The sequence below is a fragment of the Borborobacter xinjiangensis genome, assembly GCF_047739745.1.
GTDB lineage: Bacteria > Pseudomonadota > Alphaproteobacteria > Rhizobiales > Rhizobiaceae > Pseudaminobacter.
In genome coordinates, this window is the sequence record NZ_JBLLVA010000010.1 from 124,619 (window position 1) to 146,876 (window position 22,258).

The following is a 22,258-nucleotide window of genomic DNA, read 5'->3' on the forward strand; positions in this document are numbered from 1 at the left end:
GCCCCGCAGTATCGGTTAAGCAGCGGTGGCGATTGCTGATCGCGTCAGCCGATCATGACATTACGATTGGGCGTTTCCGGCTCGCTTCGCTTGCCGTCGCGCGATTCCAGCAATTCCGCCTTGGAAAGCTCCGCTTCAGCTTCGGCCAGTAATGATTCGGCAGCCGCCTTCTGCTGCAGGAGGTCGGCTTGCGAGTTCTTCAGGTTGTCGCGGCGCAGGCGTGCCGCCTTGGCGAAGGTCGGATAGGCGAAATGGTTGATGTCGGTGATGCCGGCCTTCTTCTCCTCAGCGTTGATCTGCAGTTCCAGCTCCCCCGCCATCCGGTCGAATTCGGCAATCATCATGTCGAGTTGCAGCAGCTGGCGGCGCTTTTCATTGACCTGGAACTGCTTCAGCCTCACGAGGTTCTCACGTGATTTCATTGGTCGATACTCCCGTGCACGCGTTCACTCCACTCAAACGCCACTCTAGGCCCCTCCGGCCAACCACCCGACCGATGCGGCCGGATCCCCATTCGGAAACAAATTCCTAAAATTCCGCCCGCTGGTAACCATTCGTTTACGGGCATTGTTAATCATACGGGGCAGGACTTAAGGGGCGGTAAAGATTTGGGTTCGAAGCCTAACGACCGCATGCGGAGTCGAATGAATCGTTTAGTGACTGGGTTTAATGTGCTGCATTAAGAAATAGGCTTTTGGATTCGCCATTAGATTCAAGAAGGTGTGGCGGAAGGTTAAAAAATCTGGTATGGCTTGCGAAGCGAAATTAGATTTTGTTAACCATTCGATGTCAGCCTGCGGCCAAGGCAATCGCTGCTCCGGTACCGGGTGGTTTTGAGACGGTTCGGCGGCAGAAAAGGGGACTGAAATGCGTGTTCTGCTGATTGAAGACGATAGTGCGACCGCACAAAGCATCGAATTGATGCTCAAATCCGAGAGCTTCAACGTTTATACGACCGACCTCGGCGAAGAGGGTGTCGATCTCGGCAAGCTCTACGACTACGACATCATTCTCCTCGACCTCAACCTGCCCGACATGTCGGGCTATGAAGTGTTGCGGACGCTGCGCCTGTCGAAGGTCAAGACGCCGATCCTCATCCTGTCGGGCATGGCCGGCATCGAGGACAAGGTGCGCGGCCTGGGCTTCGGCGCCGACGACTACATGACCAAGCCTTTCCACAAGGACGAGCTGGTGGCGCGCATCCACGCCATCGTGCGCCGCTCGAAAGGGCACGCCCAATCGGTCATCACCACCGGCGACCTCGTCGTCAATCTCGACGCCAAGACCGTGGAAGTCGGCGGCCAGCGCGTGCATCTGACCGGCAAGGAATACCAGATGCTGGAGCTGCTTTCGCTGCGCAAGGGCACCACGCTCACCAAGGAAATGTTCCTCAACCACCTCTATGGCGGCATGGACGAGCCGGAATTGAAGATCATCGACGTTTTCATCTGCAAGCTGCGCAAGAAGCTCGACGCCGCATCCGGCAGCCAGAGCTATATCGAGACCGTCTGGGGTCGCGGCTATGTGCTGCGCGAGCCGGAAGACATTCGCGAAAGCGCCTGATTCGCTAACGCGCCCCTTGGGGCGCGCTGCACTCAAACGTCCAACTCTTTGAAAACCCGGTTTTTTGCCGGGTTTTTCGCGTTTAGCGGTCCAGGCAGTGCCTCCCGCAAAACGAAATCGGCGGCTTATGCTCACGCCGCCTGCAGGCTACGAAACCGGGAAAGAAGCTGCGGCCGGTTGAACGGTTTCAGAATATAGTCCTGAGCCCCGGCCCGCTTGGCGCGCATGATGGCGCCGACGTCCACCTCATACAGGCATATGGCTATGGTCGGCTTGATCAGAGCCGGAATGGCGCGGATGCGGCGAATCACATCGGTGCTCGCCATGTCCGGCAGCGATGCATCGACGACGATGATGTCGGGCATGTCCGTAGCGCACATGTCGATGGCGTCAGAGCCGCTCGCCGCCTCGATGACCAGCAGGTCCGGGCCATTCAAAATGCGTTTGGCGACTTTCCGGACAACGCTCGAATCATCGATGAACATGCAACGCTTCATATCCCGCTTTCCTTGCTTCCCCCGAATGCGCCGAAGGGACGGGTCGATTTGGGCGGGACCCTAGTGCAACTCCGTAAAGAAGCGGGAAAGCGGTTGGGTAAAGGTTCCGTAAAAGCGCGGTGCCGAGTACTCAAAAATAAGAGATAGGCTCCGTAAGTACATGCTTACGAAGTGTGTGTATCGGGGCTTGCCAGGCACACCCTATTGCCACTCACGCGCGGGGCGTTTCGTCGCCACCTTCAGTAGCCATCCGGCTCGCCGTGAACAGGATTTCTTCGGAGGTGGCATGGATCGATATCGACATTCCCGCCTCGCGAGCCAGCAGCAGCGTGTAGTAAGGCTGAACGGCGTGGGCGTCGATGGCGTCTTCGGGCTTGTGGCCGGAGTGCAACTCAAGAAACTTCGGCGGCACGCGCAGCATGGGCCCGCTTGCCGCTATCGTGAATTTGGGATCGGTTTCGACGTTTTCGAGCGTGACGACGAGCTTGCCGCCGCGCGGAATGGCAGCATTCGCCACCAGGATGAGGTTGAGCAGCAGCTTGACCTTGTTCTTGGGCAGCAGGGCGCGCCCGCCGCTCCAGACGAGTTCCGGCTTCTCGTTCTTGAGGAAGGCGGTGGCTACGGCTTCGGCGTCGCCGGTGTCGATCATCATGCCGGCGGAACCGGCTGCGCCGAACGCGATGCGGGCAAATTGCAGGCGCGCCGAGGCATTGGTGGCACTGGCGCGAATGAGGTTCATGGCGTCTTCATCGGCGCCGCCCTCGTCCAGCAGTTCCAGTCCGTTGTTGATGGCGCCGACCGGCGAAATGATGTCGTGGCAGACACGGCTGCACAGAAGCGCTGCGAGATCGGGAGCGGACAAGGTAAAAAGTTCAGCCATGTAGGAACGTCCTCAAATCCAGAAAATCGATGCCGATCGCAAGCGCCCAGGCCGGACGAATCACCACCACTTCGCGGCGTGACTATACAACGCCCGGCAAGGCGAAAAAGCCGCCATTGCCGTCTTAGCCGACCGGGCCGCACCTCTGGCCTCTCGCGAGAACCGTTGCAGCCCTTGAACGGCCATCTTCATGTGGAAGCTTAATGGTTGAAAAAGGATTACGGCATAGTTTGCGCGTGAATCACCCCAAAGCGACCGACAAGAGTGGCGACGGGCAGAGGCGTCGGCGAATTGGCTCCCGAACGGAGATTGGAAGCATGTATTCCCGACTATTCGACCGGCAGTTTTTCCGGCTGATCGCAGTTATGCTCGCAGTGTCAAGCATGCTGGCATTTTCATCATCGGCCTTGCGGGCACAGGAGTATTCAGCTCAGGAAATCATCGATTCCGGCCACCGCTTCTTCGGCGCGACTTCGGGCGGACTTGCAAGCGCCATCGAGAAGATATTCGCCTCCTACGGCCTGCCCAACGGCTACATCCTCGGCGAGGAGGGATCGGGCGCGCTGATCGGCGGGCTCACCTATGGCGAAGGCACGCTCTACACGAAAAATGCCGGCGACCACCGTGTTTACTGGCAGGGACCCTCGCTTGGCTGGGATTTCGGCGGGCAGGGCTCGCGCAGCATGATGCTGGTCTACAATCTCGACGACGTTTCCAGCCTCTACACCCGTTTCGGCGGCGCCGCCGGCCAGGCCTATGTGATCGCCGGCGTCGGCTTCAACGTGCTCAAGGCCGGCAACATGCTTCTGGTTCCGGTCAAGACGGGGGTCGGCGCCAGGCTCGGCATCAATATCGGCTATCTGAAGCTCACCCAGCAGCCGACCTGGAATCCGTTCTGAACCCAAGTCCGGCAGTTCCTGCGCCGGTGGAGGTGACGCGGCCGGCGGCCTGTTGCGACACGTTGCCCCGGCAGCGCGGCTGTGGCACAGAAGCGCTCGAAACGCAGGCGCGGTCGCTTGCGGCGGATAGAGCAGCGTGATCCAATCCATCCTGTTTTTCGTTCTCGGATTCCTGTGCGCCGGCTTTATCGCGGTGCTTGTGGCGCCTGCCGCGTGGCGACGCGCCGTCAGGCTGACGCGCAAGCGCATCGAGCGCTCCATGGCGTTGACGCCGAATGAGTTCCAGGCCGAGAAGGACGCGCTGCGCGCCGAATACGCCATGTCGATCCGACGGCTCGAAATGAGCGGCGATGCCGTGCGTCGCAAGCTCAACGAGCAGTCGGTCGAGTTCAATCGCGCCCGTCAGGAGATCAAGGCGCTGAGCCTCGAGCGCGACGAGCAGGCGCGGACGATCCTGTCACTGGAAACCCGGCTTGGCGCACTCGGCGCGGATTTTCGCAAAAACCAGACCGAGGTGCAGCCTCTCCTGGACAAGCTTGCCGAACTCACCGAGAAAAACGAAGCCGGTGCCAACGAGCTTGAGAGGCTTGGCCGGCTCTACGAAGAGACGGCATACCTCTCCAGCAGCCGCCAGATCGAACTGGTGGCGCGCGAAAGCGACGTCGATAAGTTGACCAGCGAAGTGCTGCAGCTCAGGACGCAGCGCAAGGAGGCCGAGGCCCGCGGCCAGGCGGCGGCGATAGAGGCCAAGGCCGCGCGCGATGAACTCACCGCCGAAAAGGCAAGGGTCCGCGAACTGATCGACAAGATCGAAGGCCTGATCGGCACTGTCGCCGATCGCGACGAGAGGCTGGAGCGGCTGGGCCGCGAGTTGGCGCGGTCTCGCGGCAGTGCGGGAATGGATACTCAGGATGGAGCGACCTTGTCCGGTATGGGGGAAGAACTGGCGCCGCCGGTGATGAGCGACACCGAGATCGGGCGGGCGCTGGCCAGCCTGTCGGCGGATAGGGATCGGCTGGAGACGCGCCTGTCCACGTTGGCGGAAGAGAACGAACGGCTGAGGGCGCAAGGCGCGGCTGCTTCCGCGTCGCATGATGAAGATGCGCGGCTGCGCGAGCAGATGAGTGATCTCGCCGCCGAAGTGGTCCACCTGATATCGCTGGTGGAGGGGCCGGATTCGCCCGCTCTCAAGGCCTTGGACGAGGACAAGGGCGACAACGCGGACAATCAGGCGGGACCAAGCCTCGCAGACCGCATCAGGGCGTTGCGCAAGGTGGTGTCGGTCGGCTGAGATCGGGCGCAGGTTAAAGTTTCGAGAAATGATGCAGCGCAATTGCCGAAGCCGCTGCCACATTCAAGCTATCGAAGCCGCCGGTCATGGCAATCCGCACCGTTTTCAGCCGATCCATCAGGATTTCCGGCAGGCCTTCGCCCTCTGTGCCGAAATAGAGCGCCAGCCGTTCGGGACGTTTCATGTCCCGACAGTCGACCGCGCCTTGCGGCGATAGCGCGATCTGCTCGAAGCCCCGCGCCGCGAGCAATTCGACCAGATCGCTTGCCGGGCCTGCGGCCGCGAACGGAACCTTGAGCGCTGCTCCGACCGAAACCCGGATCGCCTTGCGGTAAAGCGGGTCGCAGCAGGTTTCGTCGAGCAGCACCGCATCGGCGCCGAAAGCGGCCGCGTTGCGAAAGATCGCGCCCATATTGTCGTGATTGGAAATGCCGACAAGCACCACGACCAGCGCCTGCCCGGGCAGGGAGCGGATGACGTCTTCAGCGGTTTCGGGCGCCCGTTTGCGGCCAATCGCCAGCACGCCGCGATGCATGTGGAAGCCGGCGATCTGGTCGAGCACGGCGGATGAGGCGACATAGACGGGCAGGTCCGGCGGGGCATGCCGCAGCGTGTCCTTCATGCCGGCTACCCGGTTTTCGAGCAGCAGCACCGATTCGGCTTCGAAGCGCCGGGCCCCGAACAGCACGTTGAGGACGACCTTGCCCTCGGCGACGAAGCGCCCCTGCCTTCCGGCGAGGTCGCGTTCGCGGATGTTCAAATAAGCGGCGACGCGCGGGTCGGCCGGATCTTCGATGTAAACAGGGTCCATGGCGGCCCTGTTTGGATCAAGTCGCGCTCGAACTCAACGGAGCGACGAAAATCCCGTCGAGCGTGCCCATCAATTGGCGCACGGCGTCGGAATTGCATGAATAGTAGATCATCTGGCGGTCGCGGCGCGTTTCGACCAATTCGACATTGCGCAATTTCGCCAGATGCTGCGAAAGCGCCGATTGGCTCAATTCGACCTTTTCGGCGATCGCGCCCACCGACATTTCGTCGTCGAGCAGGAGACTCAGGATAGCGAGGCGCTTCTCGTTGCCGAGCAGCGTCAGCAATGTCGCCGCCTCATTGGCATTCTTCAAAACGGGTCGGGAAATCATCAATACCCCACTGGCTATTCGTTCTCCGAACGTTATGGGGGCAAATAACGTTGGTAGATTCAGGCACGATCGCGATGCAAGCCATCATCGCTCAAACCACGGCACTCTAGCGCATTAGCTGTGGAATCAAAATCGATTTTTCGAGAGGAATGCCACATGTATTCAATGTGTTACCATGCTGCCTGAGGCGCGCGACGTCCTCCTCGTCGCGATTTTGCGCGCAAAAGTGGTTTGAATCGGAACGAAGGCAGGCTCCGCCGCGGGTTCAGGCAAAGAATGCAATGAAGGCAATTTCCGCACTCATGAATTGGGCTCGAAACATCCGGCGCGATGTGGTGGCCCTGTGGATCGCTGCCCGCGACCCTCGCGTGCCCTGGTATGCGAAGCTGGCTGCCGGTGCGGTCGCCGCCTATGCGCTCAGCCCTGTTGACTTGATACCGGACTTCATCCCGGTGCTCGGCTATCTGGACGACGCCGTCATCGTGCCGCTTGGCATTCTCCTCGCGGTGAAGCTGATCCCGGCACCGCTGATGCGGGAATGCCGGGAGCAGGCACTGCGTCGCGCCGGGCGCCCGAAAAGCTATCTCGGCCTGGCGGCGATCGTCGCGATCTGGCTGGTTCTCGCGGCCTGGATCATATGGGTCTTCCGGCCAGGCGTTTAGCCGCCGCGCCCTGTCTTCGCCATTTCCACCAGCACCTTGCGCAGCGCGCCCGCATCTGCCAGCGGCGTGTCGAAGAAGATGCGCCGTACCTCGTCGCCGCAGACGATATCGATGCCGTCGGCGTCGATGCCGGTAAGCGACCAGCCCTTGCCGCTCGCTTTGGCAAAGTGGTGGGCATAGACTTCGACCGCGTCGAGATGCTCGGCATTCATGTGGTCCAGCGCCGATTGCTCGCTTTCAGCCAAAGCCTCGACTGCCGGGCCTGTCGTCAGCAGGTCGGAGCGGGTCAGCAGATAGGCCTTTCCGAAGCCGCCATTCAGGCTCGCGTTCTGGATTTCCAGGCGGAAGAAGGAAAAGTCGCCGAGCCCGACATAGAGTTTCGCCTTGGCATTTCGGTTGAGGTAACGCCGTTCGGCGCGCGCTTGTTCGGCTGTTCCGCGTTCCAGCTTCACCGCCTTGCAGGCCAGCGTGATGCGCGGATGGGCGAGCGCATCGCCCTTGCCGGGCTCGCCAAGCAGCAGCGAGCAGCGCGGATCGGCCAGCAGCGCGCGCGTATGCGCGGCAAGCAGCGATATCAGGATCAGCGGCGTGCCGTCGACGTCGGTGGCCACCCCGGCGCGGCTGACTGCCGGCGCGCCGGTTTCGGGATCGAGCACGCCGAGCGCGCCATAGCGCGCTTCCCGCAGCAGCGTCTTGCCAAGCCGGATCGCGCCGGCGTCGGTTTCCCGGATGACGTCCTTCTTCTTCTCCAACGCGGCCTCACAAATCCTGATAAGACTGATCTACTTATCGCCCGACTATTCCCGACTTTGCAAGAGCCTCCACCTCGGCGGCAGAAAACCCGTATCGTCGGAGCGCTGTGGCCGGGTCAAGCGTGCCACTTTCCGCAAGGGCCGAGGGCGTGCGCGAAAAGCGCGGCGCGGGAGAGGGGCGCCGCAACCCGCCTGCTTGTGTAAATGTCCGCCTTGCGCGGTTGTGCGGATGGTCGCGCGCCTCGATCAGCGACAGCACCGGCGCCACGCAGGCATCCGTCGCCTCGAAGTGCGCTGCCCATTCGTCGCGGCTCTTTTCGGCGACGCGCTTTGCGATTGCGGCGCGCATCTCTTCCCATCGGCTGCGGTCATATTGCGCCGTCACGAAGCTTGGGTCGAGGGGCAGCAGGCGGGCGAATTCGGCGAAAAATTGCGGCTCGAGGCAGGCGACGACGATGTGCTTTCCATCCGCCGTCTCATAGGTGTCGTAGAAGGGGGTGCCGGAATCGAGCAGGTTTTCGCCGCGACGGTCCACCCAGTGCCCGGCGGCCATCCAGGCATGGTAGGGCGCCGCAAGCATGGCCGCACCATCGGTCATGGCAGCGTCGATGACCTGACTTTTCCGGAGCGCGAACGCTCGAACAGTGCCGCCAGCACCCCGGCGATCAGAAACATCGTGCCGCCGCCATAGTCGGCGACGAGATTGAGCGGCGGCAACGGCTTGGCGCCCTTTGATCCGATGGCGTGGAGAACCCCGGAATAGGCGAGATAGGTGACGTCATGGCCGGCGCGTTCGCTGAGCGGCCCGTGCTGGCCGAAACCGGTCATGCGGCCATAGATCAGCCCGGGATTGCGCGCCATCGCCGTTTCCGGTCCGAGCCCCAGCCTTTCCATTACGCCCGGCCGAAAGCCCTCCACCAGCACGTCGGCCCTGTCGATCAGCCGCAAGGCGAAGGCCACTCCTTCCGGCCGCTTCAGATCGATGCGCAGCACGCAGCGGCCGTGCCGGTCGAGATCGTGCTCGGGGGCGATGTTGTCGAGGAAGGCCCGCTCGCTGTGCATCCGTTCGATGCGAATGACATCGGCGCCCATTTCCGCCAGCATGAGGCTCGCAAGCGGCACCGGGCCGAGCCCGGCCATCTCCACAACCGTCAGGCCGGCAAGAGGTCCCGGTTTCGGCGTGGCGGGCGGCTCCTTCATCTGCCGGCCGTTATTTCGGCGCCATGCGGATTGCGCCGTCGAGGCGAATGGTTTCGCCGTTCAACATCTGGTTTTCGATTATGTGCAGGGCAAGGGCCGCATATTCGGCCGGCTCGCCGAGGCGCGAGGGGAACGGCACCGCGGCGCCAAGCGAATCCTGTACTTCCTGCGGCATGCCCGCCATCATCGGCGTGCGGAAGATGCCGGGCGCGATCGTCATCACCCGGATGCCCGAGCGCGCCAGATCGCGCGCGACGGGCAGCGTCATGCCGACGATGCCGGCTTTCGAGGAGGAATAGGCCGCCTGTCCGATCTGCCCGTCATAGGCTGCTACCGAGGCGGTGTTGACGATGACGCCGCGTTCGCCGCCTTCGAGCGCATCGAGCTTGCCGATGCGCTCGGCGACGAGCCGGATCATGTTGAAGCTGCCGATCAGGTTGACTTCTATCACCCGTCGATAGGCGTCGAGCGGATGAGGGCCGTCCTTGCCGACGGTCTTCACGCCTATGGCGATGCCGGCGCAATTGACCAGGATGCGCGGTTCGCCGAGCGTCTTGGCAACGGCGGCGATGGCGCTTTCGGCGCTTTCGGCGCTGCTTACGTCGCACGTCTCGGCATGGCCGCCGATCTCGGCCGCGACCTGTCGGGCGCGGTCCGCTCCGATGTCGAGCACGCCGACCTTGACGCCGCGCGCGGCGAGCGCCCGCGCCGTGGCTTCACCCAGTCCCGAACCGCCGCCGGTGACGATCGCAACCTGTCCTTCGAGTTTCATACCGAGACTCCCCTTTCGAGTTCCCGATCAGCGTAGGGAGGCTTGCGCCGGCGCGCAACCATGTCAGGCGTCGGCGTGGCGTATCTCGCCGGTCAGCGCGGCAACCGCGCCGGACAGAATCTCGACGGCCAGCAGCCGGTCGGGATCGACCGGGCGCGGCATCGTAATCTGGCCGCGTGCAATGCGCTTGAAGCCGAGTGGCCCGTAATAGGGTTCATCGCCGACCAGCACGACGCAGGGCTCGCCAGCGTTGCGGGCTGCCTCCAGCGCTATCGCCACCAGCCGGCGGCCAATGCCGATATTCTTGAAAGCGGGCCGGACCGCAAGCGGTCCAAGCAGCAGCGCGCGGCCCCTGCCGGCGACGATGCGCGTCATTCGCACCGAGGCGATCACCGTACCGTCATGCATGGCGACGAAGGACAGATCGCGCTCGTGCGGTCCGCCTTCGCGGATCTTGTAGGCCGCGCGCGTAAAGCGGCCCGGCCCGAAAGCCTCTTCGTTGATCGCGTCGATTTCGGGATCATGCGCCGGCGATTCCGGCTGATAGATTACGGCAAGGCTCATGGTCTTTGCATCCGGTACGGCAAGGAATGTCGGCTGCGCGTGACAGCCAGCGTCATGCGCCTGCTCAGGCGCGAGCGCTCATTCGTCGTCGGTCGAACCGGATATGTGCAAAATCCACCATGGACGACCGGCTAGCATCATTTTCCGGTGGCGTCCATCGGGCATTTGCGTCCGCGCAAGTGTCGGTGACGCACTGTTCATGCCGCAAGTGTTTCCCCTCAACCGCCTTTGGCCCTACATTGCAGACAACACAGGAGTTTGTCATGGGATTGCTGGTAGACGGAAAATGGGTCGACCAATGGTACGACACCATGAACACGGACGGCCGCTTCGTGCGTTCGCGGTCGCAGTTTCGCGACTGGATCACGCCCGACGGCACTCCCGCGCTCGACAGAACGCGAGGCTTCAAGGCCGAGCCCGGTCGCTATCACCTCTATGTCTCGCTCGCCTGCCCATGGGCGCACCGCACGCTGATCTTTCGCGTGTTGAAGAAGCTCGAGGACCTCATCACCGTATCGGTCGTGCACCATTACATGGGCGAAAACGGCTGGACGTTCCGGACCGATGACGGTGCGACCGGCGATCCGCTCTATGGCTTCGACTTTCTCCACCAGATCTACACCAAGGCCGACCCGGGCTATTCGGGCCGGGTCACCGTGCCGGTGCTCTGGGACAAGAAGGAACAGACGATCGTTTCCAATGAATCCTCCGAAATCATTCGCATGCTGAATTCGGCCTTCAACGAGTGGGGCGACGCCTCGCTTGATTTCTACCCGGAGGCGCTGCGCGGCGAGATCGACGAGATCAACGAGTTCGTCTATCCGGCGATCAACAACGGGGTCTATCGGGCGGGCTTCGCCACCAAGCAGCACGCTTATGAGGAAGCGTTCAACGAACTCTTCTCCGCCCTCGACCGGCTGGAAGACCGGCTGTCACGGCAGCGCTATCTGGTCGGCGGCCAACTGACTGAAGCCGACTGGAGGCTGTTCACGACGCTGGTGCGCTTCGATCCGGTCTATGTCGGCCACTTCAAATGCAATCTCAGGCGCATCGCCGACTATCCGAATCTGTCGAACTACCTGCGCGAGCTCTATCAGGTTCCGGGCGTCGCCGGCACGGTCGACATGCTGCACATCAAGTCGCATTATTACGGCAGCCATGCGACCATCAATCCGACCGGCATTGTTCCGGTGGGACCGGAGATCGACCTCAATGCACCGCATGACCGTGATCGGTTCGGCAAATCTGACTGATCACCAGTAAGGCGACGCCGCCACTCCGTCGAAAACCTCGGCGATGCGCCGCAGCGTCGCCGGCGTCGTCGCCTCAGGCAGGGCGTCGAGCCGAAAGAAGCCGGCTTCGGCGATTTCGCGATCCGGCAGCTTCGGCGCGGTCTGGCGGAACGCCTCGATCAGGAAAAAGGCGACATGGTCGCGACGGCTCGCCTGCCGGTTGAGGTGGAACGATCTCAAGACCGGCGGCGCGGTGAATTCGATGTTTCCTTCCTCGACGAATTCGCGCGCCAGCGATTCGGTCATGATCTCACCCGCCTCGACGCCGCCGCCCGGCAACTGCCAGCCCGGCACATAAGTGTGGCGGATCAGGAAGACCGAATTCGAGCTTCTGTCATGCACCAGACCGCGCACGCCGAGCGTCATCGGCCTGCGCAGCAGGAAATAGGTGTGAAACAGCCGTCCGCGCAGCGCCGGCCACCCGCGCTGCCGAAACCGCTCCTGATCATCATCATCGCCTGTCATCGCCGGCCTATAGGCGGCTGGAAAGCGGCGATGGCGTATTCTACAAAGAGCATATGTTCAGGCTCGCCCATATTTCCGATGTCCATCTGGGACCTCTGCCGGCCGTAAGCTACCGCGATCTCGCCTCGAAGCGCATGGTGGGCTACGTCAACTGGCAGCGCAACCGCAAACGCTTTCTTCATGAGGGAGTGATCGGGTCAATCGTTGCCGATCTCCAGGCCGCGGGCGCCGACCATCTGGCGGTGACGGGCGATCTGGTCAACCTGGCTCTGGACGGGGAGATCGAGCTGGCGCGGCTATGGCTTGAAACGTTGGGCAGCCCGGAGGATGTCTCCGTGGTGCCGGGAAACCATGATGCCTATGTGCCGGGCGCCTTCGACAAGATCTGCCGCGCCTGGGGCGCCTGGATGACCGGCGATGGCCAGAACGCGCCGTCCGATCGCCATGGCTTTCCCTATATGCGCGTGCGCGGGCAGGTGGCGTTGATCGGCGTGTCGACCGCCCGGGCGACCGCGCCGTTCATGGCCAACGGCTTCTTCCGCGATGCCCAGGCGCGCCGGCTCGGCCACATGCTGGACGATGCGCAGGCGCGTGGCCTTTTTCGCGTGGTGATGATCCACCACCCGCCGGTGCGCAATGCCGTCGCGCAGCATAAGCGCCTGTTCGGCATCTCCCGTTTTCAGAGGACCATGAACCGGCATGGCGCCGAACTCATCCTGCATGGCCATTCGCATCTGCCGTCGCTGCATTGGATCGGCGCGCGCGGAAAATCCGTGCCCGTGGTCGGCGTCGCTGCGGCGGGACAGGCGGCGGGCGGCCGCAAGCCGGCGGCACAGTACAACCTCATCGAAATCGATGGAGAGCCCGACGCGTGGGGCATCCGCCTCAGCCGTCGCGGGCTCACCGGGGCTGCGCTGCCGCCGGCCGAAATCATGGCGATGGAGCTTGCGTCGGCGCGCTGAATGCCGATTTTGCTAGAATCCCAGGTTCAGCGAATCCAGCCGGTCGCGCAAAAGGAGCATGGTGACGGCAAGTCCGGCCAGCGCGCCGGCAAGCACCAGTAAAAGCCCGGAAAAGAACGCCTTCCACCCGCCGCCGCGGCTTTGCCTGGGCGGCTCGGCCGTCTCGCCGTGGCCGAAGGCATGGGCGATGCCACCTTCCAGCAGGCGCTCGCGCTCGACGATCCGCTCGGCGATGTAGCGGGTCACCTGGTCGGCGACGGGCTTGATGCTGCTCGATTCGACCAGCACCACGCGGCCGAGACGCGTGTCCTTGAGGAAGCGATAGGTGCGGCGGTCGCGGCCGAGGCTGACATGGCTGACCGCGTCGATCCAGAGTCGTGGCTGGAGTCCTGAGGAGATCGCGAAGTCGAAAATGTCGATCTCGGCCGGAACATCCTCGAACACCGGCGCCAGTTCTGCTGCGAGCAGGTCCAGCCGCGTGCGGCTTGCCTCGCGCAATTCCACCACGACATCCTCGCGATCGGCTGCGGCATTCTTGACGTCGCGCACTGCCTCGGCAAGGCGGCGCGGCGTCTCGATAGGCATCACGTTTTCCCCGGCATCGCTCATGGGAAGATACTCCAGCCTCAACGCAACGTTAAGAAAGCATTAACACAGCCATCGGGCCAATGCATCATTTCGAGACGGTCTGGCGGATGATCTCGACGACATGATCCGGCGTTTCCTCCACCAACATGTGGCCGGCGCCGGGCAGCGGCCACAGCGCAAAGCCTACGGGCATATGGGCGGTTTGCGAGAAGGGCAGCATGGCATCTTCGGTCCCCCAGGCAACGCAGACCGGCATCGGCAGCGCCGCCAGCATCTCGCGCGCGATTACGCCCTGGCGATCCCCCTTGGTCATCGCGGCGGCGATCTCGACCAGCTTCCCGGTCTGGCCCGGCTGCGCCCGCATCCGTTCGAGAGCCTGAACGAGATTGTCCGGCACGACTGCATGTGGACCCGACATCTGCGTGAGGCACGAGCGGATTTCCGCCTTCGAGCGCGCGGCCGCATAACGGCGCAGCAGAGGACCGTTGATCTGCTCGCCGATGCCACCCGGCGCAAGCAGCGTCAGCGAGGCGGCAAGCTCCGGCCGGGAAATTGCGGCAAGCGCGGCAAAGGCGCCGCCCATGGAGTGGCCGACCAAATGGGCCCTGCCGATCTGCCGCGCCTCGAGGTCGGCGAGTATGGCGCGGATCGCCACCTTCGCAGGCCCCGCCTGCGGCCAATCGAGCGAGCCGGCGTGGCCCGGCAGATCATAGGCCAGCGTGCGGAAATCCGGCGAAAGTGCCGTCGCAATCCGATCCCACATGCCATGAAACGAGCCGAAACCATGCAGCAGGACGATCGTCTCGGAGCCATCACCATTTTCCTGTGCGAAGAGCGTATGTGTCATGTGTGGCTTTCTGGCATGACGTTGCGCGGGCGCGTCAGCTCGGGCTGTCGAGGCCTGCGGCGCGAAGGCTGCTCAGCAGTTTTTCGATAAGATCGGGCGGATATTTGGCCTTCTCGAAGGTCGCGCGGGGATCTGCGGCAAAATCCGGAAACTCCGTGTCGATCTCGCTTGTCAGGGTTTTGGCCAGATCGGCGTTGCCGGTGCTGTCGGCGGCGATCAGGCGGGCTGCCAGGTAATGCGATTTCGGCGTCATCGCCAGCGCTTCCGTCGCCTCTGCAGCGCGTTGCGTTTCCCCATTCATGAATTTTGCCAGAAACAGGCCGTAGTCCCACCAACTCGGATGCACGCTCGATGCCTCGACGGCACGTTCCATGATCGGCGCGCCGGCGGCGTAGTTTCCGGAAAGCACCAGCGCATAGCCATAGGATGCGGCCATGGTCAGGTCGTAGGTGTTGAGTTCATATGCCTTTCGCATCCAGCGGATCGCCTCGGCCTGGTTGCCGATTCGCGAATTCAGAAAGCCATAGGCCCGGTGCGCGTAAGGGCTGGTCGCTCCGGTCTGCACGGCGCGGTTGGCCAGAGCCAGCGCCTCCTGCTCGGATGCCTCGGGCGGGTAAGGGTGGTTGTCCGTGACCGCTTCCATGTGAAGCGAGGCGAGTTCGGCATTGACCAGCGGCGATTTGGCGTCCGCCCCGGTGAGGCTGGTCAGGCAGCGATAGGCGGCTTCATGTTTTTGCGGCGTCTGGTCGAGATAATAGGCTTCGTTTAGCAGCAGGCAGGAAATCAGCCCCGAAGCGAACCCGTTCTGGTCGATATAGCCGTAGATCGTTCCGGCAGTCGGTACCGTCGAGCTCAGAATATCGGCGATGCGATCGTCGAGCACCTGCGCACGCTGGTCGGCAGCGGTCAGCACGCGCGAAAAAAGAACCTTGCCGCTGGCACTGCTTTGCAGTTCGATCGTCACCGTTCCTGGCGTCGGGCCGGGCGAGACATTGAACACGAACTGCAAGGCGTCCGCTGCCGATTTCGCCGGCGTGGGTGCTTCGCGGGCAATGAATTCGACCGTATCGAAACTGGAAAGGCCGGTGCGCAGCACGGCGGCGACGCGGTTGGCGGGGGCATCGTCCGAATGGTCCGCTATGTAGATCCGTGGCAGCGACACATGGTGAATGGCCGCGGTGATGGCGGCAGCCTCGGGGTGCAGGTCTCTTCCCGCCGCAATCGAGGCATCTCCCGCTTCGCCGGGCAAGGCCATGCGAAACACCAGATATCCGAGCATGGCAATGATGACCATCATCGCCGCCCAGAAGAAATGCAGATGCCGCATGACCAGCGGGTTGGGGGGCAGGGGGGCGGGTGCCGCCTCGGCTGAATATTCGACTGACGCGGCCGTGCTGTCGGCCGGCGCGGCGGCAGGCAGGATTATCGCTTCTTCTGGCGGGGCGGCCGCATCGGCGCTCGCTTCCTGCCGCTCGACGATCAGTTCGTATGTGGGGACATAGGTGCCGCGCGCAATGGTGATCCGCACCGGATCGTCGGCGCCTTCGGAAGCGGAATATTGTGCCAGAAGTTCGCGCAGCCGGCGGGCCTGCACCCGCACCACCGCGTCGGTGGCGGAATCGAAGCCGGCGTCCTTGCCGAACACGTCCACCGCGATTGCGAAGCCTTTCAACCGGTCGGCGTTGCCGGCCTGCTCCTGTTCGACCAGGTAGCGTAACAGGTTGCGCGCGCGCTCCGAACGCCCAAAGGTTTCGCTGGCCAGCAGCTTTTCCAGCGTTTCCAGCACTGCGGGGGCAGCAGGCCTGTCATGTTGCAAGCGTCGGACCTTTCGAGATCGGCGCCAAAAATCGAGCGATCATAACGCTCTTGCGGGCATGCACAAGCGCGCAGTCCCCGCCGGTACGGAGCGGGGGGCGGTTTTCCCCTGTCCAGAATGTGACATGGTTAATTCAGCAAGGGCCCGAAATCGCTGTCGAATTTCAGGCCCTTGCCGCGATCATCAGCCGATGATGCGATTGACGGCCGAGACGACGGCCTCGAGCGAAGCGCCGACGATGTTGGTATTGATGCCGGCACCGAAGATCCGCCCGCCCGGATGCTCGATCTCCATGTAGCAGATGGCCGAGGCATTGGAGCCGCGCTGGATCGAATGCTCGGAATAGTCGAGCACCGACAGAGGAATGCCGACGTGGCGCGACAGGGCATCGACGAAGCCGTCCACCGGACCGTTGCCGACGCCGTTGATCTTCACTTCCTTGCCATTGTCGAAAATGCTTGCTTCGAGAATGCGGCGACCCTTGGTGTCGGGGTCGGGGAAGGTGTGGTGATCGATGAATTTCAACCGGCCGCCCGGCTGGTCGATATAGCGCTCGACAAAGCGTTCATGGATGCGCTTCGAGGGCACTTCCTTGCCTTCCGCGTCGGTGATCGACTGGATGTCCTGGCTGAATTCCACCTGCAGGCCGCGCGGCAGGTTCAGCCCGTAGTCGGCCTGCAGCACATAGGCGATGCCGCCCTTGCCCGACTGCGAATTGATGCGGATGATCGCCTCATAGGTGCGGCCGACATCCTGCGGGTCGATCGGCAGATAAGGCACTTCCCACAGCGACTTGTTCGCGGTCTTGATAGCCTTCATGCCCTTGTTGATGGCGTCCTGGTGGGAGCCGGAAAACGCCGTATAGACCAGTTCACCGACGTAAGGGTGGCGCTCGGGGATCTTCAACTGGTTGGAATATTCGTAGACTTCCTTCATCCGGTTGATGTTCGAGCAGTCCAACTCGGGATCGACGCCTTGCGTGAACATGTTGAGCGCCAGCGTGACGATATCGACATTGCCGGTGCGCTCGCCATTGCCGAACAGCGTCCCCTCGACGCGGTCGGCGCCGGCCATCAACGCGAGCTCGGTGGCGGCGATGCCGGTGCCGCGATCATTGTGCGGATGCAGCGAGATGATCAGGTTTTCGCGGTTGTCGAGCTGCCGGCACATCCATTCGATGCGATCGGCATAGATATTGGGCGTCGAAGTCTCGACCGTCGAGGGCAGATTGAGGATCAGCCTGTTGTCGGCCGTCGGCTTCACGATCTCGGCCACCGCGTTGCAGATTTCCAGCGCCACCTCCAGTTCGGTGCCGGTGAAGCTTTCCGGCGAATACTGGAAGCGATAGCCGCCTCCGGCCTTGGCCGCCATGTCGGTGATCATCTTGGCCGCGTCGGTGGCGATCTGCTTGATGCCGGCGACGTCCTTCTGGAAGACGACGCGGCGCTGCAATTCGCTGGTGGAATTATAGAAGTGGATGATCGGGCTGTTGGCGCCCTGCAACGCTTCGAAGGTCCGTGTGATCAGTTCCGGCCGGCATTGCACGAGCACCTGCAGGTCCACGTCGTCGGGCACTTCGCCTTCCTCGACGCACCAGCGGGCGAAGTCGAAATCGGTCTGCGAGGCGGAGGGAAAGCCGATCTCGATTTCCTTGAAGCCCATGTCGACGAGCAGCTTGAACATGCGCACCTTGCGATCGTGGCCCATCGGGTCGATCAGCGCCTGGTTGCCGTCGCGCAGGTCGACCGAGCACCAGATCGGCGCCTTGTCGATGATCCTGGAAGGCCAGGCCCGGTCGGGCAGGTCCACCCTGGCGGCGGGTTCGTATTTGGTCGATGCCAAAGGCATGCCGGCGCGCGCGGAAGCGGCGGATATCGGTGTCATCTTGGTCATTGTCAGTCTCGTTTTCCTGCCGCCATGCGCGAAAAGATTACGCGTCGTCCGGCGGTCTTATACCCAGAAATTTGTTCTGTTCTAAGAATAAAGGAGCAGGTGCCTCGGCGGCAATCGACCGCCGGACGCTCCTTAACGAGCCCGGCGATCGCCGATAAGGCCGAGAAGAAGCAGCGTTGCCGAAAGCGCGCGAACGGTTTCGCCCGCAAAGGCGGACGCACGGACGGCGGTTCTGTTCGGACGCGAAGTCATGGTCGCACTGATACAAGAGCCGAACGCCGCGCGCAACCCCCGCCAAGCGCCGGTCAAAACGACGGCACCAGTCCCACGGCGACGTAGCACAAAGCGGCGATTGCCGCGGCGATCGGCAACGTTATGACCCAGGCGATGACGATATTGCCGGCGATGCCCCAGCGCACGGCCGAGAGGCGGCGGGCAGCACCCACGCCGACGATCGCGCCGGTGATCGTATGGGTGGTGGAGACCGGTATGCCGAGCCCTGTCGCCATGAACAGCGTGATCGCTCCGCCGGTCTCGGCGCAGAAGCCCTGCATCGGGTTGAGCCGGGTGATCTTCGAGCCCATCGTGTGGACGATGCGCCAGCCGCCGAACAGCGTGCCGAGCGCTATCGCCGCCTGGCAGGTGATGACGACCCAGAACGGCACATAGAATTCACTGCCGAGATAGCCCTGCGAGAACAGAAGCACCGCGATGATGCCCATGGTCTTTTGCGCATCGTTGCCGCCGTGGCCCAGCGAATACATCGAGGCCGACGCAAACTGCATGACGCGGAATGTGCGGTCGACCGCGAACGGCGTTTGCTTGACGAAGGCCCAGGAGACGGTGAGGATCAGCGCAAGCGCCAGCAGGAAGCCGGTGAGCGGCGACAGCACGATCGCCGCGGACGTCTTCAAAAGCCCGGTCCAGACGATGGCGCCACCGCCCGCCTTCGCCACGCCGGCGCCGACAAGTCCGCCGATCAGCGCATGCGAACTGCTCGAGGGAATGCCGAAGAGCCAGGTGATGATGTTCCACGCGATCGCGCCCATCAGGGCTGCGAAGATCACGCGCGGATCGACGATGCTGGCGTCGATGATGCCGGTGCCGAGCGTCTCGGCCACATGCAGCCCGAAGAACAGGAACGCGATGAAGTTGAAGAAGGCCGCCCACATGACCGCATATTGCGGCCGCAGCACCCGCGTGGAAACGATGGTGGCGATGGAATTGGCCGCGTCATGCAGGCCGTTCAGGAAATCGAAAAACAGCGCGACCGCAATCAGGCCAATCAGCACCGGAAAGGCGAGGGAAGCATCCATCCGGGCTAGACCGATCCTGAAACGAAGCTGGAAGGACGGCTCATGGTCCTAAACGTTCTCGACCACGATGCCGTTTATCTCGTTGGCGACGTCCTCAAGCCGATCCATCACCTTTTCCAATTGCCCGTAGATTTCCTTTCCGATCTGGAAGGCCATCGGATCGGTCCGGCCGTACTGCTGGAAAAGCTCCTTCATCCCGTCATCATGCAAGTTGTCGGCGCGGCTCTCCGCACGCTTCACTTCGGCGGCGAGTTCGGTGAGGCGCGCGGCATGCGTTCCGACCTTGTGCAGCAGCGGTATGGCCTCGACCAGCACCCGCGCCGTCCTCGCGATCAGCGCGCCCATTTCCTGCATGCGGGGCTCGAAGCGCGTCTGCTCGTAAAGTGTCACGGTCTTCACCGTCTTGCGCATCATGTCGATGGCGTCGTCCATCGACTGGATCAGGTCCTGTATGTCGCTGCGGTCGAAGGGCGTGACGAAGCTGCGGCGCACGGCCAGCATCACTTCGTCGGTGATGGTGTCGGCCTGTCGCTCGAAGGCAATGATCTCGTTGCAGTAACGGCTGACGTCATCGCCGCCGGCCAGAAGGTTCTGCAGGGCATCGGCGGCATTCACGACCAGTTGCGCGTGCCGGTCGAACAGATCGAAGAAACGATCCTCGCGCGGCATGATCGCTCGAAACCATCTCAGCATTGTCTGTGCCTCAGCCTTCCGAAACTCTGCTCCGACAATGCGCACTACACTTCTATGGTTCGGCGCGCCGCAAAAATCTTTCGGCTTCGCACAGCTAAATCGCCTTCAAGGGGCGGATCACTCCTTCACCAACTTGGTCACCAGTCGTGCCAGCGAGGGGCCGAACATCAGCACGAAAAGGAAGCGGGCGGTCTGCATGGCCATGACGAAGGAGATGTTCACATTGTCGGCGGCGGCGGCGATGATGGCGACGGAATCCATGCCGCCGGGGCTGGTCGCCAGGTAGGCGGTGAGCGGGTCGACACCGAGATAACGGCTGATAAGCCACGCCAGCCCGCCGCAGAAAGCCATCAACACCAGGATCGACAGCATGATCTGCGGCAGCGCGCGGGCGGCATGGCGCAGGATCGGCCGGCTGAAATTGAGGCCGATCGCCCAGCCGATCAGCGCATAGCTGACGGCGAGCAGCCATTCGGGAAGCTGGAATTGCACCTCGGCTGAAAGATGCAGCGCCACGCCGGCGATGAGACTGCCGAGGAACCAGGGCGAGGGCAGGCGAAGGAGATAGCCGCCGATCCCGCCGACCGCCGCAACAGCGAGCGTGGTGGCGAAGGGCAGCCACTCGATCGCGGGAAACCACACCGTCTCCGCCACGCTCACGTCCGACGTGTCCACCCAAAGGCGCGCAACGAGTGCTGCCGCGACCGAAACGCAGATGACCCTCAGATATTGCATGAAGGCGACGAGGCGGGCATCCGCGCCGAAGCTTTCGGCCATCAGCACCATGGCGGTCGCCGCTCCCGGAGCGGAGCCCCAGACGGCGGTGGTGCCGGGCAGGATCTTCCAGCCGCTGATCAGCCAGCCAAGGAAGCTGGAGGCGGCGACGGTCGCCACCACGACGCCGAGAAACAGCGGCCAGTCATCGACGAACAACGCGAGGATATCGAGCTCGATCGACGCGGCGATGAGGCAGCCGATGATTGCCTGCGCGGCAAAGAAGGCGGGACGCGGCAGGCGCACCGTGGCGCCGTTCGCGCCGGCCACGATGCCGGCCAGCATCGGGCCGATCAGAAGGGCGGCCGGCAGATCGGCGAGTTCCAATATGCCGGCGAATAACAGCGATACGGTGAGGATCAGCGCCCATTGCAGCGCCGGCGCCAGGCCGGCCAGTGCCTCGGCCTCGCTTCTTCTCAAGCGAATGGCACCGCGCTGGTGCCCAGCGGCAGCTTGGCCTCGTCGTCCGGCTCCACATGGATGGTGATGCGCACGCCGGGTATTTCGGCCTTCAGCGCTTCCTCGATGCGGTCGCAGATGACGTGGCTTTCGCCCACGCTCATATCGGCGTCGACGACCAGATGGAACTCGATGAAGACGGCGCGGCCGGCCATGCGCGTCTTGAGGTCATGGACTTCCAGGGCGCCCTTCGAATTGGTCGAGATGACATCGCGGATGCGCATGTGCTCCTGGCTGTCCACCGCCATGTCCATCAGCCCGTTCAGAGAAGCGCTGATGACGTGCCAGCCCTGCCACAGGATGTTCAGCGCCACGATCACGGCGAGTGCCGGGTCGAGGAAGGTCCAGCCGGTGACGACGGCACCGACCAGGCCCGCGATGACGCCCACGGAGGTGATCACGTCAGTCATGATGTGCTGGCCGTCGGCGAGCAGCGCCGGCGATTTGTGGCGGCGCCCGGTGCGGATCAGGATCAGCGCCCAGGCGCCATTGACGATTGCGGCGAGCCCGTTGACGGCAAGCCCCTGCCAAGGCTGCTCGAGTGGAGCCGGCGTCTGCCAGGCCAGCCAGACTTCGCGCAGGATGAGCAGCGCCGCCAGCACGATCAGCACGCCTTCAAGGACGGCTGAAAAATACTCGGCCTTGTGATGGCCGTAGGGATGGCCGCTGTCGGCCGGCTTGTGGCTGACACGGATCGCCCAGAAGGCGGCCGCGGCTGCAATCACGTTCACGACCGATTCCAGCGCGTCCGAATAGAGCGCCACCGAGCCGGTGAGATGATAGGCCAGATATTTCAGCCCCATCACGCCGAAGGCGATGAAGATCGACCACAGCGCCAGGCGCCGGATGCTTTCCTTGGATGTCATCATGCTGGACGTCACGATGTCACTCTGTTTGCCGCGATGCCTTGCGCGGTATCAAATAGAACGAG

23 protein-coding genes and 1 pseudogene are annotated in these 22,258 nt (G+C 63.0%); 6 read left to right on the forward strand and 18 right to left on the reverse strand.

All coding sequences use genetic code 11. From position 1 onward, the window contains the following. Positions 1-44: 44 nt before the first annotated feature. On the reverse strand, positions 45-422 hold the full coding sequence (locus tag ACLKMW_RS13060; RefSeq protein ID WP_415724891.1) for a flagellar export protein FliJ: 378 nt from the start codon (positions 420-422) through the stop codon (positions 45-47). 445 nt (positions 423-867) lie between these two features. Between ACLKMW_RS13060 and ctrA the strand changes: the two genes are divergently transcribed. Continuing rightward, complete coding sequence (ctrA, locus tag ACLKMW_RS13065; protein ID WP_415724892.1) at positions 868-1,563, forward strand: response regulator transcription factor CtrA; 696 nt, start codon at positions 868-870, stop codon at positions 1,561-1,563. Positions 1,564-1,694: 131 nt separating this feature from the next. On the opposite strand, the gene ACLKMW_RS13070 is transcribed toward ctrA, so the two are convergent. After that, on the reverse strand, positions 1,695-2,060 hold the full coding sequence (locus ACLKMW_RS13070) for a response regulator (protein WP_415724893.1): 366 nt from the start codon (positions 2,058-2,060) through the stop codon (positions 1,695-1,697). Positions 2,061-2,271: 211 nt separating this feature from the next. Continuing rightward, the gene (gene chpT / locus ACLKMW_RS13075; protein WP_415724894.1) at positions 2,272-2,940 is read right to left on the reverse strand and encodes a histidine phosphotransferase ChpT; all 669 of its coding nucleotides are present in this window, start codon (positions 2,938-2,940) and stop codon (positions 2,272-2,274) included. Between the two features lie 365 nt (positions 2,941-3,305). On the opposite strand from chpT, the gene ACLKMW_RS13080 reads away from it, so the two are divergent. Then, positions 3,306-3,839, forward strand: a complete 534-nt coding sequence (locus tag ACLKMW_RS13080; RefSeq protein WP_415724937.1) for a DUF1134 domain-containing protein — start codon at positions 3,306-3,308, stop codon at positions 3,837-3,839. A 136-nt stretch (positions 3,840-3,975) separates the two neighbouring features. Continuing rightward, positions 3,976-5,130 carry a coiled-coil domain-containing protein gene (locus ACLKMW_RS13085; RefSeq protein WP_415724895.1) on the forward strand — a complete coding sequence of 385 codons (1,155 nt, stop codon included), beginning with the start codon at positions 3,976-3,978 and terminating at the stop codon, positions 5,128-5,130. Positions 5,131-5,143: 13 nt separating this feature from the next. Here ACLKMW_RS13085 and ACLKMW_RS13090 read toward each other — a convergent pair whose 3' ends face one another. Both ACLKMW_RS13090 and ACLKMW_RS13095 read right to left on the reverse strand, forming a co-directional pair. Beyond that, positions 5,144-5,941 (reverse strand): TrmH family RNA methyltransferase, encoded by a 798-nt coding sequence (locus tag ACLKMW_RS13090; protein WP_415724896.1) that lies wholly within the window; start codon positions 5,939-5,941, stop codon positions 5,144-5,146. A 16-nt stretch (positions 5,942-5,957) separates the two neighbouring features. Next, positions 5,958-6,272: an ArsR/SmtB family transcription factor gene (locus ACLKMW_RS13095; protein WP_415724897.1), complete on the reverse strand. Its 315-nt coding sequence runs from the start codon at positions 6,270-6,272 to the stop codon at positions 5,958-5,960. A gap of 281 nt (positions 6,273-6,553) precedes the next feature. Between ACLKMW_RS13095 and ACLKMW_RS13100 the strand changes: the two genes are divergently transcribed. Beyond that, a complete protein-coding gene (locus ACLKMW_RS13100) occupies positions 6,554-6,934 on the forward strand; it encodes a YkvA family protein (protein ID WP_415724898.1) in 381 nt (126 codons plus the stop codon). On the opposite strand, the gene ACLKMW_RS13105 is transcribed toward ACLKMW_RS13100, so the two are convergent. From ACLKMW_RS13105 to ACLKMW_RS13120, 4 genes and pseudogenes are all read right to left on the reverse strand, one after another. After that, a complete protein-coding gene (locus ACLKMW_RS13105; protein WP_415724899.1) occupies positions 6,931-7,686 on the reverse strand; it encodes a HugZ family pyridoxamine 5'-phosphate oxidase in 756 nt (251 codons plus the stop codon). The two genes, ACLKMW_RS13100 and ACLKMW_RS13105, sit on opposite strands and share 4 nt — an antisense overlap. 34 nt (positions 7,687-7,720) lie before the next feature. Beyond that, a pseudogene (locus ACLKMW_RS13110) lies at positions 7,721-8,886 on the reverse strand (CaiB/BaiF CoA transferase family protein). Between the two features lie 10 nt (positions 8,887-8,896). Then, positions 8,897-9,658: a 3-hydroxyacyl-CoA dehydrogenase gene (locus tag ACLKMW_RS13115; protein WP_415724900.1), complete on the reverse strand. Its 762-nt coding sequence runs from the start codon at positions 9,656-9,658 to the stop codon at positions 8,897-8,899. Between the two features lie 63 nt (positions 9,659-9,721). Further along, positions 9,722-10,222: a GNAT family N-acetyltransferase gene (locus ACLKMW_RS13120; protein WP_415724901.1), complete on the reverse strand. Its 501-nt coding sequence runs from the start codon at positions 10,220-10,222 to the stop codon at positions 9,722-9,724. A 263-nt stretch (positions 10,223-10,485) separates the two neighbouring features. On the opposite strand from ACLKMW_RS13120, the gene ACLKMW_RS13125 reads away from it, so the two are divergent. Beyond that, positions 10,486-11,475, forward strand: a complete 990-nt coding sequence (locus ACLKMW_RS13125; RefSeq protein ID WP_415724902.1) for a glutathione S-transferase family protein — start codon at positions 10,486-10,488, stop codon at positions 11,473-11,475. Here ACLKMW_RS13125 and ACLKMW_RS13130 read toward each other — a convergent pair whose 3' ends face one another. Next, positions 11,476-11,979, reverse strand: coding sequence for an NUDIX domain-containing protein (locus ACLKMW_RS13130; RefSeq protein WP_415724903.1), 504 nt, complete (start codon positions 11,977-11,979; stop codon positions 11,476-11,478). 53 nt (positions 11,980-12,032) lie between these two features. On the opposite strand from ACLKMW_RS13130, the gene ACLKMW_RS13135 reads away from it, so the two are divergent. Further along, positions 12,033-12,941: a metallophosphoesterase family protein gene (locus ACLKMW_RS13135; RefSeq protein WP_415724904.1), complete on the forward strand. Its 909-nt coding sequence runs from the start codon at positions 12,033-12,035 to the stop codon at positions 12,939-12,941. A gap of 12 nt (positions 12,942-12,953) precedes the next feature. On the opposite strand, the gene ACLKMW_RS13140 is transcribed toward ACLKMW_RS13135, so the two are convergent. The 8 genes from ACLKMW_RS13140 to ACLKMW_RS13175 all read right to left on the reverse strand — a co-directional run bounded on the left by ACLKMW_RS13140 (position 12,954) and on the right by ACLKMW_RS13175 (position 22,193). Beyond that, positions 12,954-13,550 (reverse strand): hypothetical protein, encoded by a 597-nt coding sequence (locus tag ACLKMW_RS13140; RefSeq protein ID WP_415724905.1) that lies wholly within the window; start codon positions 13,548-13,550, stop codon positions 12,954-12,956. 64 nt (positions 13,551-13,614) lie between these two features. Next, positions 13,615-14,376: an alpha/beta fold hydrolase gene (locus ACLKMW_RS13145; protein WP_415724906.1), complete on the reverse strand. Its 762-nt coding sequence runs from the start codon at positions 14,374-14,376 to the stop codon at positions 13,615-13,617. 34 nt (positions 14,377-14,410) lie between these two features. Next, complete coding sequence (locus ACLKMW_RS13150; protein ID WP_415724907.1) at positions 14,411-16,192, reverse strand: tetratricopeptide repeat protein; 1,782 nt, start codon at positions 16,190-16,192, stop codon at positions 14,411-14,413. Between the two features lie 183 nt (positions 16,193-16,375). After that, positions 16,376-18,085 carry a 2-isopropylmalate synthase gene (gene leuA / locus ACLKMW_RS13155; RefSeq protein WP_415724908.1) on the reverse strand — a complete coding sequence of 570 codons (1,710 nt, stop codon included), beginning with the start codon at positions 18,083-18,085 and terminating at the stop codon, positions 16,376-16,378. A 305-nt stretch (positions 18,086-18,390) separates the two neighbouring features. After that, complete coding sequence (locus ACLKMW_RS13160; RefSeq protein WP_415724909.1) at positions 18,391-19,401, reverse strand: inorganic phosphate transporter; 1,011 nt, start codon at positions 19,399-19,401, stop codon at positions 18,391-18,393. A gap of 48 nt (positions 19,402-19,449) precedes the next feature. Then, positions 19,450-20,094: a DUF47 domain-containing protein gene (locus ACLKMW_RS13165; protein WP_415724910.1), complete on the reverse strand. Its 645-nt coding sequence runs from the start codon at positions 20,092-20,094 to the stop codon at positions 19,450-19,452. 117 nt (positions 20,095-20,211) lie between these two features. Beyond that, the gene (locus ACLKMW_RS13170) at positions 20,212-21,288 is read right to left on the reverse strand and encodes an AbrB family transcriptional regulator (protein ID WP_415724911.1); all 1,077 of its coding nucleotides are present in this window, start codon (positions 21,286-21,288) and stop codon (positions 20,212-20,214) included. Beyond that, positions 21,285-22,193 carry a cation diffusion facilitator family transporter gene (locus tag ACLKMW_RS13175; protein WP_415724938.1) on the reverse strand — a complete coding sequence of 303 codons (909 nt, stop codon included), beginning with the start codon at positions 22,191-22,193 and terminating at the stop codon, positions 21,285-21,287. The genes ACLKMW_RS13170 and ACLKMW_RS13175 overlap by 4 nt, the downstream gene beginning before the upstream one ends. Positions 22,194-22,258 lie beyond the last annotated feature (65 nt).

What these genes read in the sequence shown, in the direction of transcription:
- ACLKMW_RS13175 (WP_415724938.1), bottom strand. Translation starts at nt 22,193, where the DNA reads ATGACATCCAAGGAAAGCATCCGGCGCCTGGCGCTGTGGTCGATCTTC.
- chpT (WP_415724894.1), bottom strand. Translation starts at nt 2,940, where the DNA reads ATGGCTGAACTTTTTACCTTGTCCGCTCCCGATCTCGCAGCGCTTCTG.
- ACLKMW_RS13130 (WP_415724903.1), bottom strand. Translation starts at nt 11,979, where the DNA reads ATGACAGGCGATGATGATGATCAGGAGCGGTTTCGGCAGCGCGGGTGG.
- ACLKMW_RS13145 (WP_415724906.1), bottom strand. Translation starts at nt 14,376, where the DNA reads ATGACACATACGCTCTTCGCACAGGAAAATGGTGATGGCTCCGAGACG.
- ACLKMW_RS13160 (WP_415724909.1), bottom strand. Translation starts at nt 19,401, where the DNA reads ATGGATGCTTCCCTCGCCTTTCCGGTGCTGATTGGCCTGATTGCGGTC.
- ACLKMW_RS13135 (WP_415724904.1), top strand. Translation starts at nt 12,033, where the DNA reads ATGTTCAGGCTCGCCCATATTTCCGATGTCCATCTGGGACCTCTGCCG.
- ACLKMW_RS13140 (WP_415724905.1), bottom strand. Translation starts at nt 13,550, where the DNA reads ATGAGCGATGCCGGGGAAAACGTGATGCCTATCGAGACGCCGCGCCGC.
- ACLKMW_RS13120 (WP_415724901.1), bottom strand. Translation starts at nt 10,222, where the DNA reads ATGAGCCTTGCCGTAATCTATCAGCCGGAATCGCCGGCGCATGATCCC.
- ACLKMW_RS13165 (WP_415724910.1), bottom strand. Translation starts at nt 20,094, where the DNA reads ATGCTGAGATGGTTTCGAGCGATCATGCCGCGCGAGGATCGTTTCTTC.
- ACLKMW_RS13080 (WP_415724937.1), top strand. Translation starts at nt 3,306, where the DNA reads ATGCTCGCAGTGTCAAGCATGCTGGCATTTTCATCATCGGCCTTGCGG.
- ACLKMW_RS13100 (WP_415724898.1), top strand. Translation starts at nt 6,554, where the DNA reads ATGAAGGCAATTTCCGCACTCATGAATTGGGCTCGAAACATCCGGCGC.
- ACLKMW_RS13115 (WP_415724900.1), bottom strand. Translation starts at nt 9,658, where the DNA reads ATGAAACTCGAAGGACAGGTTGCGATCGTCACCGGCGGCGGTTCGGGA.
- ACLKMW_RS13090 (WP_415724896.1), bottom strand. Translation starts at nt 5,941, where the DNA reads ATGGACCCTGTTTACATCGAAGATCCGGCCGACCCGCGCGTCGCCGCT.
- ACLKMW_RS13070 (WP_415724893.1), bottom strand. Translation starts at nt 2,060, where the DNA reads ATGAAGCGTTGCATGTTCATCGATGATTCGAGCGTTGTCCGGAAAGTC.
- ACLKMW_RS13060 (WP_415724891.1), bottom strand. Translation starts at nt 422, where the DNA reads ATGAAATCACGTGAGAACCTCGTGAGGCTGAAGCAGTTCCAGGTCAAT.
- ctrA (WP_415724892.1), top strand. Translation starts at nt 868, where the DNA reads ATGCGTGTTCTGCTGATTGAAGACGATAGTGCGACCGCACAAAGCATC.
- leuA (WP_415724908.1), bottom strand. Translation starts at nt 18,085, where the DNA reads ATGACCAAGATGACACCGATATCCGCCGCTTCCGCGCGCGCCGGCATG.
- ACLKMW_RS13125 (WP_415724902.1), top strand. Translation starts at nt 10,486, where the DNA reads ATGGGATTGCTGGTAGACGGAAAATGGGTCGACCAATGGTACGACACC.
- ACLKMW_RS13095 (WP_415724897.1), bottom strand. Translation starts at nt 6,272, where the DNA reads ATGATTTCCCGACCCGTTTTGAAGAATGCCAATGAGGCGGCGACATTG.